The sequence below is a fragment of the Nonomuraea sp. NPDC050328 genome, assembly GCF_044459405.1.
GTDB lineage: Bacteria > Actinomycetota > Actinomycetes > Streptosporangiales > Streptosporangiaceae > Nonomuraea.
In genome coordinates this window covers 833,763-851,225 of record NZ_JBITIW010000002.1, presented here as the reverse complement: position 1 = coordinate 851,225, position 17,463 = coordinate 833,763, and the positions used below count along the sequence as shown (strand labels likewise).

Sequence of the window (17,463 nt, the reverse complement as noted above, 5' to 3'; positions counted from 1 at the left end):
CAGAGGACCGAAGTGGTCCTGCCCGAAACGACGAAAGGGTGGGAAGCCGGCCGGCTTCCCACCCTTTCAGGGCGCGCGTCAGACGGTGGCCGGTTCCAGCGGGCGCTGGTCGGCCGGGCGCTCGGCCGGGGCCGAGTCGAGGGGCTGGGGCGGGGCGTTGAAGACGGCCTCGTCCAGCTTGTTCTCCGAGCGGCCCACCAGCACCGGCACGACGAGCTGCCCCGTGACGTTGGTCGCGGTGCGGATCATGTCCAGGATGGGGTCGATCGCGAGGAGCAGGCCGACGCCCTCCAGGGGCAGGCCCAGGGTGGTCAGAGTGAGGCTGAGCATCACGATCGCGCCGGTCAGTCCGGCGGTGGCCGCCGAGCCGATGACGGAGACGAGCGCGATGAGCAGGTAGTCGCCCACGCCGAGCGGCACGTTGTAGATCTGCGCGATGAAGATCGCGGCGAGCGCGGGGTAGATCGAGGCGCAGCCGTCCATCTTGGTGGTGGCGCCGAAGGGCACCGAGAAGGAGGCGTAGTCACGGTCGACGCCGAGGCGCTCGACGGCCACCCGCTGGGTCAGCGGCAGGGTGCCGACCGACGAGCGGGAGACGAAGGCCAGCTCGAAGGCGGGCCAGGCGTTGCGGTAGAAGGTGAGCGGGTTGACCTTGCCGACCAGCGCGAGCAGCGCCGGGTAGATCACGACCAGCACGATGGCGCAGCCGATGTAGACGCCGGCGGTCAGCTTGGCGAAGGGGGCGAGCAGGTCCCAGCCGTAGTTGGCGATGGACTTGCCGATCAGCGCGGCGGTGCCGATGGGCGCCAGCCGGATGACCCACCACAGGGCCTTCTGCACCAGTTCGAGGACGGAGCGGGTGAGGTTGAGGAAGGGCTCGGCCTTCTCGCCGACCGCGATCGCCGCCGCTCCGAAGACGACTCCCAGGAAGACGATCTGGAGGACGTTGGGCTCGGAGAAGGCGGTGAAGATGTTGGTCGGGATGATGCCGACGAGGAAGTCGAACCAGGTGCCGCGGCCTTCGAGGTCGACCGCCTCGGCCTTGGTCAGGTCGAGGGTGACGCCCTGGCCCGGGTTGAGGATCAGGCCGAGCGCGATGCCGACGACCACGGCGGCCAGCGCGGTGATCAGGAACCAGAAGAGGGTCTTGCCGGCCAGCCGGGCGGCGCCGCCGACGTTGCGCAGGTTGGCGATGCTCACCACGATCGCGGTGAAGACCAGGGGCGGCACGGCGAGCTTGAGGAACTGGACGAAGATCTTGCCGACCTCGGTCAGCGTGGTCGCCAGCCAGGTCAGGTCCCAGGTGCGGGCGACGAGGCCGAGGACGACGCCGGCGGCCAGGCCGAGCAGAAGTTGCAGAGAGAAGCTGAATCTCTTCACGGGAGGTGTGCTCCGGAAGTACGGCATGCCGAAACCGTCGGCCATGCGTGAGGTGAAAGGGGGTCCGCGAGAAGGGGGTTCAGCGACAGAGAGTGGCGCCGGTGGCGCGGCACAGGTCGATGTGCAGCCGCTCCACGAGCCACACGACCTTCACGAAATACCTCACGAGCGTTGCCAACATCCGGGCACTGCGCGCATATTCCGACATCCCGGTGTGATTCACACCACACCGGGATAAACGATCATTAGGACGACAGTTCGCGCACCTGCTCGATCAGGCGGAGCCGCTCCTCGTGCGTCCGGCCCAGCGGCGTGACGTTGAGGGTGGTGATCCCGGACTCGCGCATGGCCTGGATGCGGTCGCGCACGAAGGCCTCGTCGCCGATCAGCGACATGCCCTCGATCAGCTCCTGCGGCACCAGCGCGGCGGCCTCCTGCTTCTTGCCCGCCAGGTAGAGCTCCTGGATCTGCTCGGCCTCCTTCTCGAAGCCGTAGCGGCGGGCCAGGTCGTTGTAGAAGTTCTTGCCCTTCGCGCCCATGCCGCCGATGTAGAGCGCGGCCGTCGGACGGCCGAGCTCGACGTAGGGGCGCACCTCGTCGGGGCTGCCGATGGCCAGGAACGCCTGGCCGACGGTGTCGAGCTCACCCAGGGCCGGATCGCGCTTGGCCTTGCCGGCGGCCAGGGAGCCGCCCCAGACGTCGGCGGCCTTCTCCGGCAGGTAGAAGATCGGCTGCCAGGAGTTCGCGATCTCGGCGGCCAGCTCGACGTTCTTCGGGCCGATCGCGGCGATCAGGACCGGGATGTTCTCGCGGACGGGGTGGTTGATCAGCTTGAGCGGCTTGCCCAGCCCGGTCCCGCGCTCCACCGGCAGCGGCAGCGTGTAGTGGCGGCCCTCGTAGGTGACCTTCTCCCGGGCCCAGACCTTGCGGCAGATCTCGATGACCTCGCGGGTACGGCCCAGCGGAGCGGTGTACGGCACGCCGTGGAAGCCTTCGATCACCTGCGGCCCCGAGGCCCCCAGGCCGAGCGTGAAGCGCCCGTCGGAGACGTAGTCGAGCCCGGCCGCGGTCATCGCCAGCAGCGTGGGCGTGCGGGAGTAGATCGGCAGGATGCCGGAGGCGATCTGGAGCCGCTCGGTGCGCGCGGCGATGTACCCGAGCTGGCTGACCGCGTCGAAGCTGTAGGCCTCGGCCACGAAGACGATCTCCAGCCCGGCCTTCTCGTAGTCGGCCAGTTCCGCGACGGTCTCCTTGAAACCGCCCGAATAGTTCAGTGCCATCCCGATTCGCATGCGCCGCCCCTTGAAACCGAACCTTGTTCTGCCGCTTCGCATAATAGCCTGGCAGGATGCTGAGCCGGGCTGTGGTCATCGTCTCCGTCCTGCTGGCCGCGGTCCTGGCAGGACACGGCCTGCTGCCCCCGCTGGGCGGGGCCACCACCATCCTGGAGAGCGTGCTGCCCTGGCTCGGCTGGCTGGTGCCGATCCTGCTGGTGGTGGCGCTGATCTCCCGGTCGGTCCCGGCGATCGTCGCCGCGCTGGTGCCGGGTGTGGTGTGGGCGGCGATGTTCGGCCCGACCGCGCTGGCCTCCTCCCCCGGCGGGCAGGCCGACCTGCGCGTCGGCACGGTCAACGTGGGCGTGGTCAACAACTCCTCCGGCCTGGCGGTCAAGACCGTCGCCGCGAACCTCGACGTGCTGGCCGCCCAGGAGCTCACCCCGGGCGGGCCGGCGGCCAAGCAGCTCAACGCGATGTTCGACCGCGAACCCGCGACCAGCTCCACCGTCGGGCTGTGGAGCCGCTTCCCGATCGTGAGCTGGAAGGGCATCGACCCCGGCCTCGGCTGGAAGCGCGGCCTGCGGGCGGTGCTGCGCACGCCCAAGGGCGAGGTGACCGTCTACGTGGTGCACCTGGGCTCGGCCCGCCCCGGGCACACCGAGCAGCGCGACCGTTCCCTCGCGACCCTGCGCAAGCTGATCGACGCCGACACCAGCAAGCGCATCCTGGTCCTTGGCGACCTCAACACCGCCACCACCGACCGCGGGCTGTCGGGGCTGACGCCGCCGCTGCTCAACGCGCAGACCGAGGCCGGCGACGGGTTCGGTTTCACCTGGCCGTCGAGCTTCCCGGTGACCCGGCCCGACCACATCCTCTACCGCGGCATGACCGCGGTCAGCGCCGGCGTGGCCCCGGCGATGGGCAGCGACCACCGCGCCGCGATCGCCGGGCTGCGCATCTGACCGTCACCGGCACGGCGACTAGTGAGGCTGCAGGCGGCGCAGGTCGTCGGGCGTGTCGATGTCGGCGGGATCGCCCGGCACCGGCACCTCGGTGACCAGCTCGGGGTAGGCGCGCAGGAACGGCCGCGCTCCGACGTCGCCCACGGCCTGCTCGGCGACCGCCTCGAAGTGCTCGCGGGCGATCAGCACGGGGTTGCGGGGCTGCCCGCCGTACGAGGCGACGGCCACGGACGCGCCGCTGGCGATCAGCAGCCGGACCGCCTCGGCCTCGACGAACGGCTGGTCCACCAGGGCGATGACCACCGCTTGGGCCTGCGGCGGAAGGGCCGCCAGGCCGACCCGCAGGGAGGAGCCCATCCCGCTGCGCCAGTCGGGGTTGCGCACGGTGATCGCGCCACGCACCTGGAGGGTCGCCGCGCCCAGCACGACCACCACCGGGTGGCAGCCGCCCTCCTCCAGCATCCGCACCCCGCGGTCCACCAGGCGCTCGCCGTCGAGCTCCAGGGTCGCCTTGGGGGTGCCCAGGCGGGTCCCCGCCCCCGCGGCCAGCAGCAGGCCGGCCACGCCGTCGTTTCTCATGCCCTTCGTGTTCTCCTCCCCTCTCCGGCGGGAAACCTGCCGGCCCCTCTCCCTCCGGATCCGCGGTCACGTCTCGCCGTGGATGCGGCCCTCGGTCTGGGCCAAGGGCCGCCCGCTGCCGCCCCACCGGAGCTGGATCAGCTCGGCCGCGATCGACACCGCGGTCTCCTCCGGCGTACGCGCCCCCAGGTCGAGGCCGATCGGGGAGCGCAGCCTGGCCAGTTCCGCCTCCGGCATCCCCGCCTCGCGCAGCCGGGCCAGCCGGTCCTCGTGCGTGCGCCGGGAGCCCATCGCGCCGACGTAGGCGGCCGGGGTCTTCAGCGCGACCTGGAGCAGCGGCACGTCGAACTTGGGGTCGTGGGTGAGCACGCAGATCACCGTGCGCTCGTCCACGGGCGTGGCGGCCAGGTAGTCGTGCGGCCACTTCACCACGACCTGGTCGGCGTCGGGGAAGCGTTTGGCGGTGGCGAAGACCGGCCGGGCGTCGCAGACGGTGACGTGGTAGCCGAGGAACTTGCCGATCCGCGCCACCGCGGCGGCGAAGTCGATGGCCCCGAAGACCAGCATGCGCGGCGGCGGCGCGAAGGACTGCACGAAGACCGAGAGCTCGTCCAGGCGGCGCTCGCCGTGCCCGCCGTAGTGCCGCACGCCGGTCGCGCCCTGGGCGAGCATGCCGCGCGCGTCGTCGTCCACCGCGGCGTCCAGGCGGTCCACGCCGAGCGAGCCGGAGACGCGGTCGGGCCAGATCACCCGGCGGGCGCCGCGCCGGCCGGGGCCGTCGAGGATCGTCGCCACGGCGACCGGTTCGTGGCGCTGCACCGAGGCGTAGATCTCCCCCATTTCCGGATAAGTCTCGATCGAGATGGGTTCGATGAGGATGTCGATGATCCCGCCGCAGGTCAGCCCCACCGCGAAGGCGTCGTCGTCGCTCACCCCGAAGCGTTGCAGCAGCGGCGTGTCCACCTCCGTGGCCAGCTCGAACACCGCCCCCTCGACGCAGCCGCCCGAGACGCTGCCCACCACCTCGTCCCCGCGCACCGCCATGGCCGCGCCCGGCGGCCTGGGGGCGCTGCTGAAGGTGCTCACGACCGTGGCCAGGCCGAACCTGAGCCCCGAGCGCCACCACCGCATGATCTCGGGCAGCACGTCACGCATGCGCCAACCTCCCGGCGAGCTCCTCGTAGGCCGCCAGGCTGTGCCCGGCGACCAGATCGTCCACGTACGGCAGAGCCGCGCGCATCCCCCCGGTGAGCGGCTGGAACCCCTCGTGCCCCTTGTGCGGGTTGACCCAGATCACCCGGTGCGCCTGCCGGGCCAGCCGGGCCGCCTGCTCGCCCAGCAGGGCCGGGTCGCCGCGCTCCCAGCCGTCCGAGGCGATCACCACGATCGCGCCACGGGCGCTGTGCCGGCGCAGGAAGTGGCGCAGTTCCTCGCCCAGCCGGGTGCCGCCGCTCCAGTCGGGGATGGTCCTGGAGACCTCGGCCAGCGCGGTGCCGGGATCGCGGTGCCGCAGCCCGGCGGTGAGCTCGGTCAGCCGCGTGCCGACCGAGAACACCCGCGTCGCCCTGGGTTCGCGGCGCACCATCGCGTGGGCGAAGCGCAGCAGCGTCTCGGCGTAGCCGCTCATCGAGCCGCTCACGTCCACCAGGAGCACGGCCGGCCGGGGGCGGGTGGCGTGCCGGCGGTGCAGCAGCCTGGCCACCTCGCCGCGCTTGAGCGCCGCCCGGATGGTGCGCTGCCGGTCCAGGGCGCCTCTGCGAGCCGTACGGAATCTCCTGGAGCGGCGCTGGGCGCGTCCGGCGGCCAGCAGCGAGAGCATCCGGTGCACCTCGGCGCGCTCCCGCGCGCTGAGCCGGGTCACGTCGCGCTGCCGCAGCACCTCCAGGCGGCTGGCGCTGACCTGCAGCGCCCGCCCCTCCCCCTCGCCGTCGCCGGTCTCGGCCGCGGTCACGCTCGCGCGGGTGACCTTGGCCGCGGTACGGCTCGCCCGCCGCCCGGCGAAGTAGGCGGCGAAGCAGCGGTCGTAGCGCGGCAGGTCGTCGCGGGTGGCGCACAGGGTGAGGCGGCCGGCCCAGTAGACCTGCTCGGGGTCGGTCGCGTCCAGGCAGGCCATGGCCCGCAGCAGGTTCTGGGTGCGTTCGTGGTCGGCCGCGACCCCCGCCGCCCGCAGCGTGCGGGCGAAGCCGACGAGCGTCGCGGCGAGGCTCATCCGGCCAGCAGCCCCGAGTCGAGCACCGCGCGCACGTCCTCGCGATACTTCAGCGCCGCGCCCAGCGTCGCCGCGGCCAGATCCGGGTCGAGGTCGCGCGCCCCGAGGGTGAGCAGCGCCTCGGCCCAGTCGATCGTCTCGGCGATCCCCGGCGGTTTCACCAGGTCGGCCGCGCGCATCCGTCCCGCCGCCCGCGCCACCTGCTCGGCCAGCCGCTCGGCGCAGCCGGGCACCCGGCGCAGCAGGATCGCCACCTCCCGGTCGAAGCCGGGATGCTCCAGCCAGTGGTAGAGGCAGCGGCGCTTGAGCGCGTCGTGCACCTCGCGGGTGCGGTTGGAGGTCACCACCACCACCGGCGGCGCCGCGGCGCGGATCGTGCCGAGCTCGGGGATGGAGATGGTGAAGTCGGACAGCACCTCCAGCAGGAACGCCTCGAACTCGTCGTCGGCGCGGTCCACCTCGTCGACCAGCAGCACACTCGGCTGGGTCTCGATCGCCTTCAGCAGCGGCCGGGCGATCAGGAAGCGCCGGTCGTACACCTCCGCCTCCAGCGCCCCCACGTCGTGCCGGCCCGCCGCTTCGGCGGCCTTGAGGTGGAGGAGCTGGCGGGCGAAGTCCCAGTCGTAGAGGGCCTGGGCGGCGTCGATGCCCTCGTAGCACTGCAGCCTGATCAGGGGGGCTTCCAGCAGGGCGGCCATCGCCTTGGCCAGCTCGGTCTTGCCGACCCCGGCCTCGCCCTCCAGGAAGAGCGGGCGGCCCATGCGCAGGGCGAGGAAGGCCGCGGTGGCCAGTCCCGCGTCGGCCAAGTAGGCGTGCCGGTCGAGGTGTTCGGCGAGCTGCTTCGGCGACTCGATGTCCATCGCCCTGATTGTCCGCTGTGCGAGCCCGGAGCGCCAGGTTCCACGCCCGGCGGGCTCGCAGGGGCGGGGTCAGGCGGCCAGGCGCTCCTTGGCCCAGGAGACGGCTTCCTCGTGGTCGGTGGTGCCGAAGACCACCAGGCCGCCGGGGCCCGGGTTGACGACGAGGGCGGCCAGGTCGGGGGTGGCCACGACGCTGGCGTAGGCCAGGCACCAGGTGGCGATCTCCTCGGCGTGCGCGTCCCAGAAGGCGTGCACGCCCTCCAGGGCGCCCTTCTCCGGGGCGCGGCGCTCGCGCTGGTCGACGACGAGGGCGAAGCGGCGGTTCTCGGCCTGGGCGCGGGCGAGCAGGGCGCGCATGCCCGTCTCCAGCTCGGCCGCGTCGTCCAGTGTCATGCGCCCGGCCTGGGCGGCCTGGACCAGGGGCCAGGCGGACAGGTCGAGGGAGTTGCTCATGCGGGGTCTTCCTTGGTGTCGTGCGAAGGGGTGTCGTGCGGAGGGATGTCGTCCGGGCCGCCGGGGGCCTCGGCGTGCTGGTGGATGAGCGCTTCCAGCTCGGCCAGCGCGCGGTGGGCCGCGGCCTTCTCCGAGCCCTGGATGCCCATCGCGCCGACGGTCGTGCCGTCGGAGAAGTCGATCTTGGGCCAGGGGTCGCCCTCGGCCATGCCGACGTCGACCACCTCGGCCCAGGAGCGGCGGTGGGTGCGGACCGCGTTGACCAGGGTGAGGCCCTGCCGGTCGGCGACGATCCGGACCCGGGCGAGCAGGTGCAGCAGACCGCAGACCAGGGCGGCGAAGAGGATCAGCGCGATCCGGTCGCCCCAGGTCCAGGGTTCGCCCATCAGCAGGGCCAGCACCACCGCGCCCGCCATGATCACGACGGCGAAGCCGTACGCGACCAGCCGGGTGCGGCGCGGGCGCCAGGTGACCGGCAGCTCGGGAGCTCTCACGCAGGCAAACCTACAGGGTGCGCGGGCCGGGGCCGGTGGCGGCCACCGCCCCCAGACCCCGCAGGACCAGGGCGGTCTCCAGCGCGGCGACGGCCGACTCGTACCCCTTGTCCTCGCTGCTGCCCGGCACGCCGGAACGGGCCACCGCCTGCTCCATGCTCTCGCAGGTGAGCACGCCGTTGCCGACCGGCTTGCGCTCGTCGAGCGAGACGCGGGTCAGCCCCGAGGTGACCGAGTCGCAGACGTAGTCGAAGTGGGCCGTCTCCCCCCGGATCACCGCGCCCAGCGCGACCACGGCGTCGTGCGTGCGGGCCAGCGCCTGCGCGACCACCGGGATCTCCAGCGACCCCGGCACCCGCACCACCGTGGCGGTGGCGCCGCTGTCGGCACACGCCTGTACGGCACGCGCGACGAGCTGGTCGGTGATCTCGGCGTGCCAGGAGGCGGCCACGATGCCGACGCTCAGCCCCTCGGCCTCGACCGCCGCGGCGGCCGGCCGTCCTGCTCCGCTCATGTGTGGTGCCCCAATCGTTCGCGCTTGGCGGCCAGGTACTTCTCGTTGTACGGGTTGACGGCCACCGGCATCGGCTCGCGGCCCAGCACCTTGATGCCGTAGCCGTCCATGCCGCGCAGCTTGGCCGGGTTGTTGGTGAGCAGCCGGATCGACTTGACGCCCAGGTCGGCCAGGATCTGGGCGGCGTTGGAGAACTCGCGGGCGTCGACCGGCAGGCCGAGCTCCAGGTTGGCGTCGACGGTGTCGCTGCCGGTGTCCTGGAGGCTGTAGGCCCGGAGCTTGGCCAGCAGGCCGATGCCCCGGCCCTCGTGCCCGCGCAGGTAGACGACCACGCCCTGGCCCTCGGCGGCGATGGCCGCCATGGCGTGTTCCAGTTGCACGCCGCAGTCGCAGCGCAGCGAGCCGAAGACGTCGCCGGTCAGGCATTCGGAGTGCGCGCGGACCAGGATGTTCTCGCCGCCCTCCAGGTCGCCGAGCACCAGGGCGACGTGCTCGCCGCCGTCGAGGGCGCTGGCGTAGCCGTAGGCCTGCCAGGTGCCGTGCCGGTTCGGCAGCCGCGTCTGAGCGACGCGGGTGACCATCTGCTCGGTGCGGCGGCGGTGGTCGACGAGTTGCTCGATGGAGACCAGCGCCAGGCCGTGCTCGTCGGCGAAGACGCGCAGCTCCGGCAGCCGGGCCATGGTGCCGTCGTCGTTGACGATCTCGGCGATCGCGCCGGCCGGGCTCAGCCCGGCGAGCCTGGCCAGGTCCACCGCGGCCTCGGTGTGGCCGCGCCGGACCAGCACCCCGCCCGGCTGGTAGCGCAGCGGGAAGATGTGGCCGGGGCGGATCAGCTCCTGCGGCTCGGTGGCCGAGTCGGCCAGGGCGCGGATGGTCCGGGCGCGGTCGCCGGCCGAGATGCCGGTGGTGACGCCGTCGCGGGCGTCCACGCTGATCGTGTAGGCCGTGCGCAGCCGCTCGCGGTTCTGGTGGACCATGAGCGGCAGGCCGAGGCGGTCGAGCTCGCGGCCCTCCATCGGCACGCAGATCACCCCGCTGGTGTGCCGGATGGTGAAGGCCAGCAGCTCCGGGGTGGCCTTGGCGGCGGCGAAGACGATGTCGCCCTCGTTCTCGCGGTTCTCGTCGTCGACCACGATGACCGGGCGGCCGTCGCGGATGTCGGCGATGGCGCGCTCGATGGAGTCGAGCCGGATGGGGTCGGCGCTCACTTGGCCACCGCCTCCTGGGTCAGGCGCGACTGCTTGCGCCAGTTGGCGAAGCCGTACAGGACCATCACGAAGAAGATCGCGTACACCGAGCCGTTGAAGTACAGGCCGGACTTGAAGGCCAGCGGCACGCCGACCAGGTCGACGAGCAGCCAGATGATCCAGAAGTCGACCAGGGCCTTGCTCATCGCGTAGGTCGCCACCGCGCCGCCGACGAAGATGTAGGCGTCCGCGGCGACCAGGAAGTAGCTCTCCGGCGCCGGGGCGTGCGCGCCCCACGACAGGCCGGTCAGGTAGAGGAAGACGCCGAAGACCGCCGTCCCGCCGACCACCGCGGCGATCAGCCCGGTCCGCTCGCGCGGCGTGGCCTGGCGGATCACCAGCTCCTGGTCGCCCTGGGTGCCCTGGTGCCACTTCCACCAGCCGTAGATCGCCAGGATGGCCATCATCGCGTTCTTCAGCGCGCTGCCGGTCAGGTGGGCGTTGGCGTAGGCGATGAGCAGCAGGATCGCGCCCACGAACTGGATGGGCCAGTTCCAGATGGACTTGCGCATGGCCAGGAACACCGGCACCAGCGCCGCCAGGCTGCCGACGAGGTCGGTCCAGAGGACCTTCACGCCGAACAGGTGGAAGCCCGCCTCCGCCCAGTTCATCGGGTCACCAGCTTCTCGACATACTTCGCGATCACGTCGACCTCCAGGTTGACCGGGTCGCCGGGCTGCCGGGCGCCCAGCGTGGTCAGGGCGAGCGTCGTGGGGATGAGGCTGACGCCGAAGCCGTCCTCGTCGACCGTGGTGACGGTCAGGCTGACCCCGTCGACCGCGATCGACCCCTTCTCCACGACATAGCGGTTCAACTGCGGCGGCAGGGAGATGCGCACGTCCTCCCACCGCTCGCCGGGGACGCGGTGCACGATCGTGCCCACCCCGTCCACGTGGCCCTGCATGATGTGGCCGCCCAGGCGCTGGTCGGCCCGTACGGCACGCTCCAGGTTGACCTTGGAGCCGGTCTCGAGCGAGCCCAGGGAACTGCGCTCCAGGGTCTCCCTCATCACGTCGACCGTGAACTCCTCGCCCTCGACGGCGACCACGGTCAGGCAGACGCCGTTGACCGCGATCGAGTCGCCGTGCCCGGCGTCCTCGGTGACGAGTTTGCCGCGGACGGTCAGGCGGGCGGAGTCGCCCAGGGGTTCGAGGGCGACCAGTTCGCCCTGCTCCTCGACTATGCCGGTGAACATCAGCGCTCCTTGGGGTGGTGCGGGGTTGCGGGTCGGTGGGCCGCCGGCTCCGCGGTGATCCGCAGGTCGGGGCCGAGGGGGGTGCAGTCGGTGAAGCTCCAGCGGTGCGCCTCGGCGATCGTCGCCACGCCCGCCTCCCCCAGTGCCGCCGCTCCCGCTCCCAGGAACGCCGGCGCCAGGTAGGCGACGACCCGGTCGATCAGCCCTTGCCTCAGGAAGGAACCGGCGAGGGTCGCTCCGCCTTCCAGGAAGACGGTGACGATCTCGCGGCGGGCCAGTTCGTGCAGGAGCGCGGGCAGGTCGAGGCCGCCTTCGGCGCGCGGGAGGCGGACGAGGTCGGTGCCGCCGGGCAGGGCGGCGGTGTCGGCGTCGCGGGCGACCGCGAGCAGGGTCGGGGCCTCGCCGTCCAGCACGCGGGCGGCCGGCGGGGTCTTGGCGCTGGAGTCGACGACCACCCGAAGCGGAGGCGTCCCATCCAGGGGGGTGGCGGGGCGGGCGGTGAGGCGGGGGTCGTCGGCGAGGACGGTGCCGATGCCGGCGACGACGGCGTCGGAGGCGGCGCGCAGCCGGTGGACGTCGGCCCGGGCCTCGGGCGAGGTGATCCACTGGCTGGTGCCGTCGGCGGCGGCGGAGCGGCCGTCGAGGGTGGCGGCGTACTTCCAGGTGACGTGCGGGCGGCCGAGCCGGGCGAAGGTGAGCCACTCCCGGTTCACCGCCTCGGCGGCCTCGGCGAGCAGGCCGGACTCGACGGCGAGGCCGTGCGAGCGGAGCCGTGCCGCGCCGCCGGCCGCCCGGGGGTTGGGGTCGGGCACGGCGTAGACGACCCGGGCCAGCCCCGCCTCGATCAGGGCGCCGGCGCAGGGCCCGGTGCGCCCGGTGTGCGCGCAGGGTTCGAGGGTGACGTAGGCGGTGCCGCCCCGGGCGCGGGGTCCGGCGGCGGCGAGGGCGGCGATCTCGGCGTGCGGGCCGCCGGCCTTGGCGTGGAATCCCTCGCCGGCGACCTGGCCGGAGGCGTCGAGGACGACGCAGCCGACGACCGGGTTGGGGCTGGTGCGGCCGCGGCCGAGCGCGGCGAGTTCGACGGCCCGGGCCATGTGGGCGGCGTCCGGCGGGTGCACCCCGTGGACCTCCTCGTTCGCAAGGAGCAGCCCCGGGGGTTTTACGGCAGGCGCGTACGCACCACAGAGGCGCCCGGCCTAGGACAGCCCGGACACCCGCGCGCTTCCTCCCATCCGGACTTTAACCGTCGGTCCCGGAATTCCACCGGGTCAACCGGCCGATGGCATCGGCCGGGTCGCGGACTGTCACCGCCGGTTCGGACTTTCACCGACCCCGGAGCACGCTAGCTCTGTTCTTCCTACCAGTGTGCCACGCCGCGAAAGCCGGTCGTGACCACCCTGCCCATTGTTGCTACCAAGCGGTAACTTGGTCAAGCGGCGGTGAGCCGGCGGGCCCGGCGGGCGTCGGGGCTGTAGCGCATCTGGGCGGGCACGAGATGCAGCCCCGCGTGCAGCGTGCGCAGGGTGGCGCTCGCCCACAGGTCGCCGACCGGGGTGGCGGGCAGGCCGTACCGGCGGCGGGCCCAGCGCGGCAGGGTGGCGAAGGCGAGCACGGTCACCGCGGGCAGCAGGGGGCGCAGCGGCGTCAACCGGAGCGGGAGCGGCGCGCTGAGCGCCAGGCGCAGCGGATGCTCGGCCTCGGGGACCAGGCGCAGGCCGGGCCGGTAGGCGTCGATGCAGGCCCGGAGCTCGGCCACGCTGGCCGGCACCGAGCCGGGATCGAGGCCGACGACCTCGGCGGCGGCCTGCCACTCCAGCACGAAGCGGTCGGCCTCGGCGTCGGTGAGCCGGACGCCGGCCCGGCGGGCGACCGACAGGTAGGAGTCGACCTCGCCGACGTGCACCCAGCGCAGCGCCTCGGGCTCGTCCAGGCGGTGGGTGCGGCCGGTGTCGGGGTCAGTGAAGGTGAGCGTCGCGTGGATCCGGCGCACCCGGCGGCCGGCCTCCTCGACCTCGGCCCGCGTGCCGTACGTGCGGACGCGGACGAACTCGGTGGTGCGCACGAAGCGCGACCAGGCCTCCCGCGGGTCCATGAAGGAGGAGTTCTGCAGGACGCCGCGCATGGCCAGGGGGTGCAGGCCCTGCATGAGCAGGGCGCGGAAGCCGCCGACGACCAGGATCGGCTCCCCCATCACCCGCCAGGTGATCGATCCCGGGCCGAACAGACCGTGGTCCACGAGGAGGGTCTACCCCGTCCCGCGCCAGATCACACTACGATCCGCGTAGCGTCACAGAACGCGGACGTTGCCTTGGGCAGGTAATGGGCGTGTCACGAATCCGTGAAACACAAAACCCGACTCCCGCACATCCTGATTCATCGGCATTCCCGGGTCAACGCCGCGCGCAGAACATTTCGATCCACCTTTTACAACGAAAATTCGGCGCTATTGTCAGCGGTCGGCGCCGAATGCCATCGTGCGATGCATTCCCCTTTTCCCGCAGGGAGCTCGATGGCTACCGTTCCCCTGGCCGGACGCTCACCCGGCCAGATCGCCTGGCGCCGCTTCAAACGCAACAAGGTCGGCGTCGCCTGCTCATTAGTGGTCGCGTGCTATTTCCTGATCGCCGCCGGAGCGCCGCTGATTTCGTGGCTCTACGGCAAGAACGCCGAGGAACGCTACGGCTACAAACTGCTCGACGCGAGCGGATATCCGCCGCCGCCGACCGGCGGAATGAGCGCGGAATTCTGGCTCGGGATCGAACCGGGGCTCGGCCGTGACGTGTTCATGCAACTCGTGTTCGGCATCCGGACCTCGCTGACGATCGCGCTGATCGCGACGCTGGGCGTGATGCTCATGGGCATCACCCTGGGCATCACGGCCGGCTACGTCGGCGGCAGGACCGACTACTGGATCAGCCGGGTGATCGACGTGCTGCTCGCCTTCCCGGGGCAGCTCTTCCTCATCGCGCTGGTGCCGGTGGTGGACGCGATGCTGGTGGATCCGGAGGAGGCCACGCCCAACTCGCTCCGCTTCACCACCCTGTGCATCGTGCTGATCGCGCTGGGCTGGATGGGATCGGCCCGCATCCTGCGCTCGCAGGTGCTCTCGATGCGCGAGCGGGAGTTCGTGGAGGCCGCGAAGGTGAGCGGGGCCTCACCGAGGCGGATCATCTTCCGCGAGATCATGCCCAACCTGTGGTCGCCGATCATCGTGCTGGCCACGGGCATCCTGCCGGCGCTGGTCGGGGTGGAGGCCGGGCTCGGCTTCCTCGGCGTCGGCCTGGGCCCGGACGTGCCCGACTGGGGGCGCATGTTCCAGGAGGGCGTGCAGTACTACCACCTGGACTTCCCGTACCTGCTGTGGCCGGGACTCGCCATGGTGATCTTCATCATCTCCTTCAACCTCATGGGCGACGCCGTCCGCGACGCTCTCGACCCGAAATCCGGAAGGACATCATGACGGTGAATCGACGAGCCCTGGCGGTGCTCGCCGCCGGCGCGTTAGTGCTGACGGGCTGTGCCAAGGGAGGTGCGGGCGGGTCCGCACCGGGGCAGGCCTCGCAGTCCCCCTCCGTGGCGATGCCGACGCAGGCCGGCGAGTCCAAGCAGGCGAAGGTCAAGGCCGGCACCCCCCAGGACTCGCAGGGACCGGCCATCGAGGTGCCGGGGAGCAAGAAGGGCGGCACGGTGCGGGTGATCGCCTCCAGCGACTTCTCCCACCTCGACCCGGGCCAGATCTACGTCTCCAACAACGCCCAGGCCAGCGAGCTGATCAACCGCGGCCTGATGGGCTACAAGCAGCTCCGCAACGGCGACGTGCTGGTCGTCGGCGACCTGTCGGCCGACACCGGCACGACCACCGACGGCGGCAAGACCTGGACCTTCAAGCTGAAGGACGGCGTCAAGTGGGAGGACGGCGAGCCCGTCACCTCCGAGGACGTCAAGTGGAGCTTCGAGCGCCTCTACGACCCGATCATCAACCAGGGCCCGACCTACGTGCAGCAGTGGCTGGTCGACGGCGACTACCGCAAGGCCTATCCGGGCGCCTACAGCGGCAAGCGGCTGGACACCATCGAGACGCCCGACGCCAAGACCGTCGTCTTCAACCTGAAGAGCGCCCACCCCGACTTCAACATGGCGCTGGCCATGTCGGGCTACGGCATCGTGCCCAAGAAGCACACCATGGACAAGTCCAAGCAGAAGGACTACGACAAGAAGCCGGTCGCCTCCGGCCCCTACCGGGTCGTCTCGCACATCGGTGACAAGTCGATGGACCTGGAGCGCAACCCGCACTGGGACCCGGCCACCGACCCGATCCGCAACGCCTACCCCGACAAGTGGCGCTTCGAGTTCGGGGTGACCGCCCAGCAGTCCACCGACCGGCTCATCGCCGACAGCGGCGACGACCAGACCACGATCAGCATCAACGGCCTGGGCTCGGAGCGCATCCCCGAGGTGGTCGCCGACGGCGAGCTGATGAAGCGCTCGATCTCCGGCTACACCCCGTTCACCGACTACTGGGTGATCAACACCTCCCGGGTGAAGAACCCGAAGGTCCGCGAGGCGCTGATCAAGGCCTGGCCGATCGAGGCCATCCACAAGCTCAGCGGCGGCGACGCCGGCTGGGGCCACCGCGCCTCCACCATGATGAGCCCGACGGTGCCCGGCTTCCGCAAGTTCGACGTCTGGGGCCAGCTCGACAACCCCGAGGGCGACATCGAGGCGGCCAAGAAGCTGCTGGCGGAGTCCGGCGAGCCCAACCCGACCATCGTCTACGCCTACGGCTCCACGCCGCTGCCCGGCAAGGTCGCGCTGCTGGTGCAGGAGGCGCTGACCAAGGCGGGCTTCAAGTACGTCGGCAAGAAGATCGACAGCGGCACCTGGTACGACTCCGTCGGCCAGCTCGACAACGGCTTCGACGTCTTCCGCTCCGGCTGGGCGGCCGACTGGGCCGACGGCTCCACGGTGATGGCGCCGCTGTTCGACGGCCGGCTCATCGCCGAGGGCTCGACGAACTACTCGCAGTTCAACGACCCGGCGGTCAACGCCGCGATCGACGAGGCCAACAAGCTCACCGACCCGGAGGCCCGCGGCGAGGCCTGGTCCAAGATCGACGAGCAGGTGATCAAGCAGGCCGCGGTCATCCCCGGCTTCTACCTGACCTACCTCGACCTGCGCGGCTCCAAGGTCTGGGCGGAGATGGACAACTGGTGGGGCTCCACCAACCTGAAGACCGCCTTCGTCGCCGAGTGACCTGACAGGCCGGTCCCGGGGCCGCGTGCCCCGGGACCTCCCTTACCGGAGCGCCTTCGTGATCCGTTTCCTCATCCGCCGGCTGATCAGCGCGGCCGTGATCGTCACGGTCGTCACCGCCGTGGTCTTCCAGCTCTTCTACGCCCTGCCCCGCGACCCGGCCCGCGCCTTCTGCGGCCGGCTCTGCCTGCCGGAGAACCTGGCCATCCTGCGCCACCAGATGGGCATGGACCTGCCGGTCTGGCAGCAGTTCCTGGTCTGGATCCAGGGCATCTTCGCCGGGCGCGACATCCCGGACATCGGGCGCTGCGAGGCGCCGTGCTTCGGCTACTCCTTCGCCAAGGGGGAGTTCATCCGGGAGACCATCGTCGACCGGCTGCCGGTGACCATCTCGCTGACCGCCGGCGCGATCATCATCATCCTGACCGTCGGCGTGGGCGCGGGCATGCTGGCCGCCGCGCGCCGGGGCACCTGGCTCGACTCGGTGGCCACCTCCACCTCCAACGTCGGCGGCGCGATGCAGATCTTCTTCGTCGGCCCGCTGCTGGTCTACGTGCTCTCCGACACCCTGGGCATCCTGCCCCGGCCCACCTACACCGACATCACCGCCAGTCCCGGCAAGTGGTTCGTCGGGCTGCTCATCCCCTGGCTCGCGCTGTCCATCATCTTCTACGCCAACTACACCCGGCTGACCCGGTCCATGCTGCTGGAGCAGCTCGGCGAGGACTACGTCCGTACGGCACGCGCCAAGGGCCTGTCCAGGCGCGCGAGCTTCTTCCGCTTCGCCTGGCGCGGGGCGATGATCCCGATCGTCACGCAGGTCGGCATCGACCTCGGCGTCCTGCTCACCGGCGCGGTCATCACCGAGTCCACCTTCGGCTTCCACGGCCTCGGCGAGCTGACCGTCCAGGCCTTCGTCAACACCGACCTGCCGATGCTGCTCGGCGTCACCGTCATCGGCGCCGGCGCGATCGTGCTGGCCAACCTGGTGGTCGACGCCCTCTACGCCGTGATCGACCCCCGCGTACGGCTGGCGTGAA

Annotated in this window: 18 protein-coding genes and 1 riboswitch; of the genes, 4 read left to right on the top strand and 14 right to left on the bottom strand. The window is 71.6% G+C overall.

Going from position 1 to position 17,463, the window contains the following annotated elements:
* Positions 1–78: 78 nt before the first annotated feature.
* Positions 79–1,380, bottom strand: coding sequence for a dicarboxylate/amino acid:cation symporter (locus ACIBG7_RS10120; RefSeq protein WP_357924342.1), 1,302 nt, complete (start codon positions 1,378–1,380; stop codon positions 79–81).
* Between the two features lie 245 nt (positions 1,381–1,625).
* Positions 1,626–2,672 (bottom strand): LLM class F420-dependent oxidoreductase, encoded by a 1,047-nt coding sequence (locus tag ACIBG7_RS10115; protein ID WP_357924340.1) that lies wholly within the window; start codon positions 2,670–2,672, stop codon positions 1,626–1,628.
* 56 nt (positions 2,673–2,728) lie between these two features.
* Here ACIBG7_RS10115 and ACIBG7_RS10110 point away from each other — a divergent pair, with 56 nt between their 5' ends.
* Positions 2,729–3,619 carry an endonuclease/exonuclease/phosphatase family protein gene (locus ACIBG7_RS10110; protein ID WP_397335818.1) on the top strand — a complete coding sequence of 297 codons (891 nt, stop codon included), beginning with the start codon at positions 2,729–2,731 and terminating at the stop codon, positions 3,617–3,619.
* 18 nt (positions 3,620–3,637) lie between these two features.
* On the opposite strand, the gene ACIBG7_RS10105 is transcribed toward ACIBG7_RS10110, so the two are convergent.
* The 12 genes from ACIBG7_RS10105 to ACIBG7_RS10050 form a co-directional block, all read right to left on the bottom strand.
* A complete protein-coding gene (locus ACIBG7_RS10105; protein ID WP_397335817.1) occupies positions 3,638–4,198 on the bottom strand; it encodes an NTP transferase domain-containing protein in 561 nt (186 codons plus the stop codon).
* 66 nt (positions 4,199–4,264) lie between these two features.
* Entirely contained in the window at positions 4,265–5,353 is a 1,089-nt protein-coding gene (locus tag ACIBG7_RS10100; protein ID WP_357924335.1) for an XdhC/CoxI family protein, read from the bottom strand.
* Positions 5,346–6,407, bottom strand: a complete 1,062-nt coding sequence (locus ACIBG7_RS10095; RefSeq protein ID WP_357924333.1) for a VWA domain-containing protein — start codon at positions 6,405–6,407, stop codon at positions 5,346–5,348. The genes ACIBG7_RS10100 and ACIBG7_RS10095 overlap by 8 nt, the downstream gene beginning before the upstream one ends.
* Entirely contained in the window at positions 6,404–7,267 is an 864-nt protein-coding gene (locus ACIBG7_RS10090) for a MoxR family ATPase (RefSeq protein ID WP_357924331.1), read from the bottom strand. The genes ACIBG7_RS10095 and ACIBG7_RS10090 overlap by 4 nt, the downstream gene beginning before the upstream one ends.
* Before the next feature lie 69 nt (positions 7,268–7,336).
* On the bottom strand, positions 7,337–7,720 hold the full coding sequence (locus tag ACIBG7_RS10085; RefSeq protein ID WP_357924329.1) for a hypothetical protein: 384 nt from the start codon (positions 7,718–7,720) through the stop codon (positions 7,337–7,339).
* Entirely contained in the window at positions 7,717–8,214 is a 498-nt protein-coding gene (locus ACIBG7_RS10080; protein ID WP_397335816.1) for a PH domain-containing protein, read from the bottom strand. The genes ACIBG7_RS10085 and ACIBG7_RS10080 overlap by 4 nt, the downstream gene beginning before the upstream one ends.
* A gap of 10 nt (positions 8,215–8,224) precedes the next feature.
* On the bottom strand, positions 8,225–8,728 hold the full coding sequence (ribH, locus tag ACIBG7_RS10075; RefSeq protein WP_357924325.1) for a 6,7-dimethyl-8-ribityllumazine synthase: 504 nt from the start codon (positions 8,726–8,728) through the stop codon (positions 8,225–8,227).
* Entirely contained in the window at positions 8,725–9,936 is a 1,212-nt protein-coding gene (locus tag ACIBG7_RS10070) for a bifunctional 3,4-dihydroxy-2-butanone-4-phosphate synthase/GTP cyclohydrolase II (RefSeq protein WP_397335815.1), read from the bottom strand. The genes ribH and ACIBG7_RS10070 overlap by 4 nt, the downstream gene beginning before the upstream one ends.
* On the bottom strand, positions 9,933–10,586 hold the full coding sequence (pnuC, locus tag ACIBG7_RS10065; RefSeq protein WP_357924322.1) for a nicotinamide riboside transporter PnuC: 654 nt from the start codon (positions 10,584–10,586) through the stop codon (positions 9,933–9,935). Before pnuC ends, ACIBG7_RS10070 begins: the two co-directional genes overlap by 4 nt.
* Positions 10,583–11,170, bottom strand: coding sequence for a riboflavin synthase (locus ACIBG7_RS10060; protein WP_397335814.1), 588 nt, complete (start codon positions 11,168–11,170; stop codon positions 10,583–10,585). Before ACIBG7_RS10060 ends, pnuC begins: the two co-directional genes overlap by 4 nt.
* Positions 11,170–12,288: a bifunctional diaminohydroxyphosphoribosylaminopyrimidine deaminase/5-amino-6-(5-phosphoribosylamino)uracil reductase RibD gene (ribD, locus tag ACIBG7_RS10055; protein WP_397335813.1), complete on the bottom strand. Its 1,119-nt coding sequence runs from the start codon at positions 12,286–12,288 to the stop codon at positions 11,170–11,172. The genes ACIBG7_RS10060 and ribD overlap by 1 nt, the downstream gene beginning before the upstream one ends.
* A gap of 96 nt (positions 12,289–12,384) precedes the next feature.
* Positions 12,385–12,515: riboswitch (FMN riboswitch) on the bottom strand.
* Between the two features lie 84 nt (positions 12,516–12,599).
* A complete protein-coding gene (locus ACIBG7_RS10050; RefSeq protein ID WP_357924317.1) occupies positions 12,600–13,406 on the bottom strand; it encodes an oxygenase MpaB family protein in 807 nt (268 codons plus the stop codon).
* A gap of 273 nt (positions 13,407–13,679) precedes the next feature.
* Between ACIBG7_RS10050 and ACIBG7_RS10045 the strand changes: the two genes are divergently transcribed.
* From ACIBG7_RS10045 to ACIBG7_RS10035, 3 genes are read left to right on the top strand one after another with little or no spacing between them, the layout of a single operon-like run.
* Positions 13,680–14,630: an ABC transporter permease gene (locus ACIBG7_RS10045; RefSeq protein WP_357924315.1), complete on the top strand. Its 951-nt coding sequence runs from the start codon at positions 13,680–13,682 to the stop codon at positions 14,628–14,630.
* On the top strand, positions 14,627–16,423 hold the full coding sequence (locus ACIBG7_RS10040) for an ABC transporter substrate-binding protein (protein ID WP_397335812.1): 1,797 nt from the start codon (positions 14,627–14,629) through the stop codon (positions 16,421–16,423). The genes ACIBG7_RS10045 and ACIBG7_RS10040 overlap by 4 nt, the downstream gene beginning before the upstream one ends.
* Positions 16,424–16,481: 58 nt before the next feature.
* On the top strand, positions 16,482–17,462 hold the full coding sequence (locus ACIBG7_RS10035; RefSeq protein ID WP_397335811.1) for an ABC transporter permease: 981 nt from the start codon (positions 16,482–16,484) through the stop codon (positions 17,460–17,462).
* The last annotated feature ends 1 nt before the right edge of the window (position 17,463 follow it).

Coding starts and splice junctions, on each gene's coding strand:
- ACIBG7_RS10085 (WP_357924329.1), bottom strand. CDS start 7,720: ATGAGCAACTCCCTCGACCTGTCCGCCTGGCCCCTGGTCCAGGCCGCC.
- ACIBG7_RS10045 (WP_357924315.1), top strand. CDS start 13,680: ATGGCTACCGTTCCCCTGGCCGGACGCTCACCCGGCCAGATCGCCTGG.
- ACIBG7_RS10060 (WP_397335814.1), bottom strand. CDS start 11,170: ATGTTCACCGGCATAGTCGAGGAGCAGGGCGAACTGGTCGCCCTCGAA.
- ACIBG7_RS10110 (WP_397335818.1), top strand. CDS start 2,729: ATGCTGAGCCGGGCTGTGGTCATCGTCTCCGTCCTGCTGGCCGCGGTC.
- ACIBG7_RS10040 (WP_397335812.1), top strand. CDS start 14,627: ATGACGGTGAATCGACGAGCCCTGGCGGTGCTCGCCGCCGGCGCGTTA.
- pnuC (WP_357924322.1), bottom strand. CDS start 10,586: ATGAACTGGGCGGAGGCGGGCTTCCACCTGTTCGGCGTGAAGGTCCTC.
- ACIBG7_RS10090 (WP_357924331.1), bottom strand. CDS start 7,267: ATGGACATCGAGTCGCCGAAGCAGCTCGCCGAACACCTCGACCGGCAC.
- ACIBG7_RS10115 (WP_357924340.1), bottom strand. CDS start 2,672: ATGCGAATCGGGATGGCACTGAACTATTCGGGCGGTTTCAAGGAGACC.
- ribH (WP_357924325.1), bottom strand. CDS start 8,728: ATGAGCGGAGCAGGACGGCCGGCCGCCGCGGCGGTCGAGGCCGAGGGG.
- ACIBG7_RS10100 (WP_357924335.1), bottom strand. CDS start 5,353: ATGCGTGACGTGCTGCCCGAGATCATGCGGTGGTGGCGCTCGGGGCTC.
- ACIBG7_RS10105 (WP_397335817.1), bottom strand. CDS start 4,198: ATGAGAAACGACGGCGTGGCCGGCCTGCTGCTGGCCGCGGGGGCGGGG.
- ACIBG7_RS10095 (WP_357924333.1), bottom strand. CDS start 6,407: ATGAGCCTCGCCGCGACGCTCGTCGGCTTCGCCCGCACGCTGCGGGCG.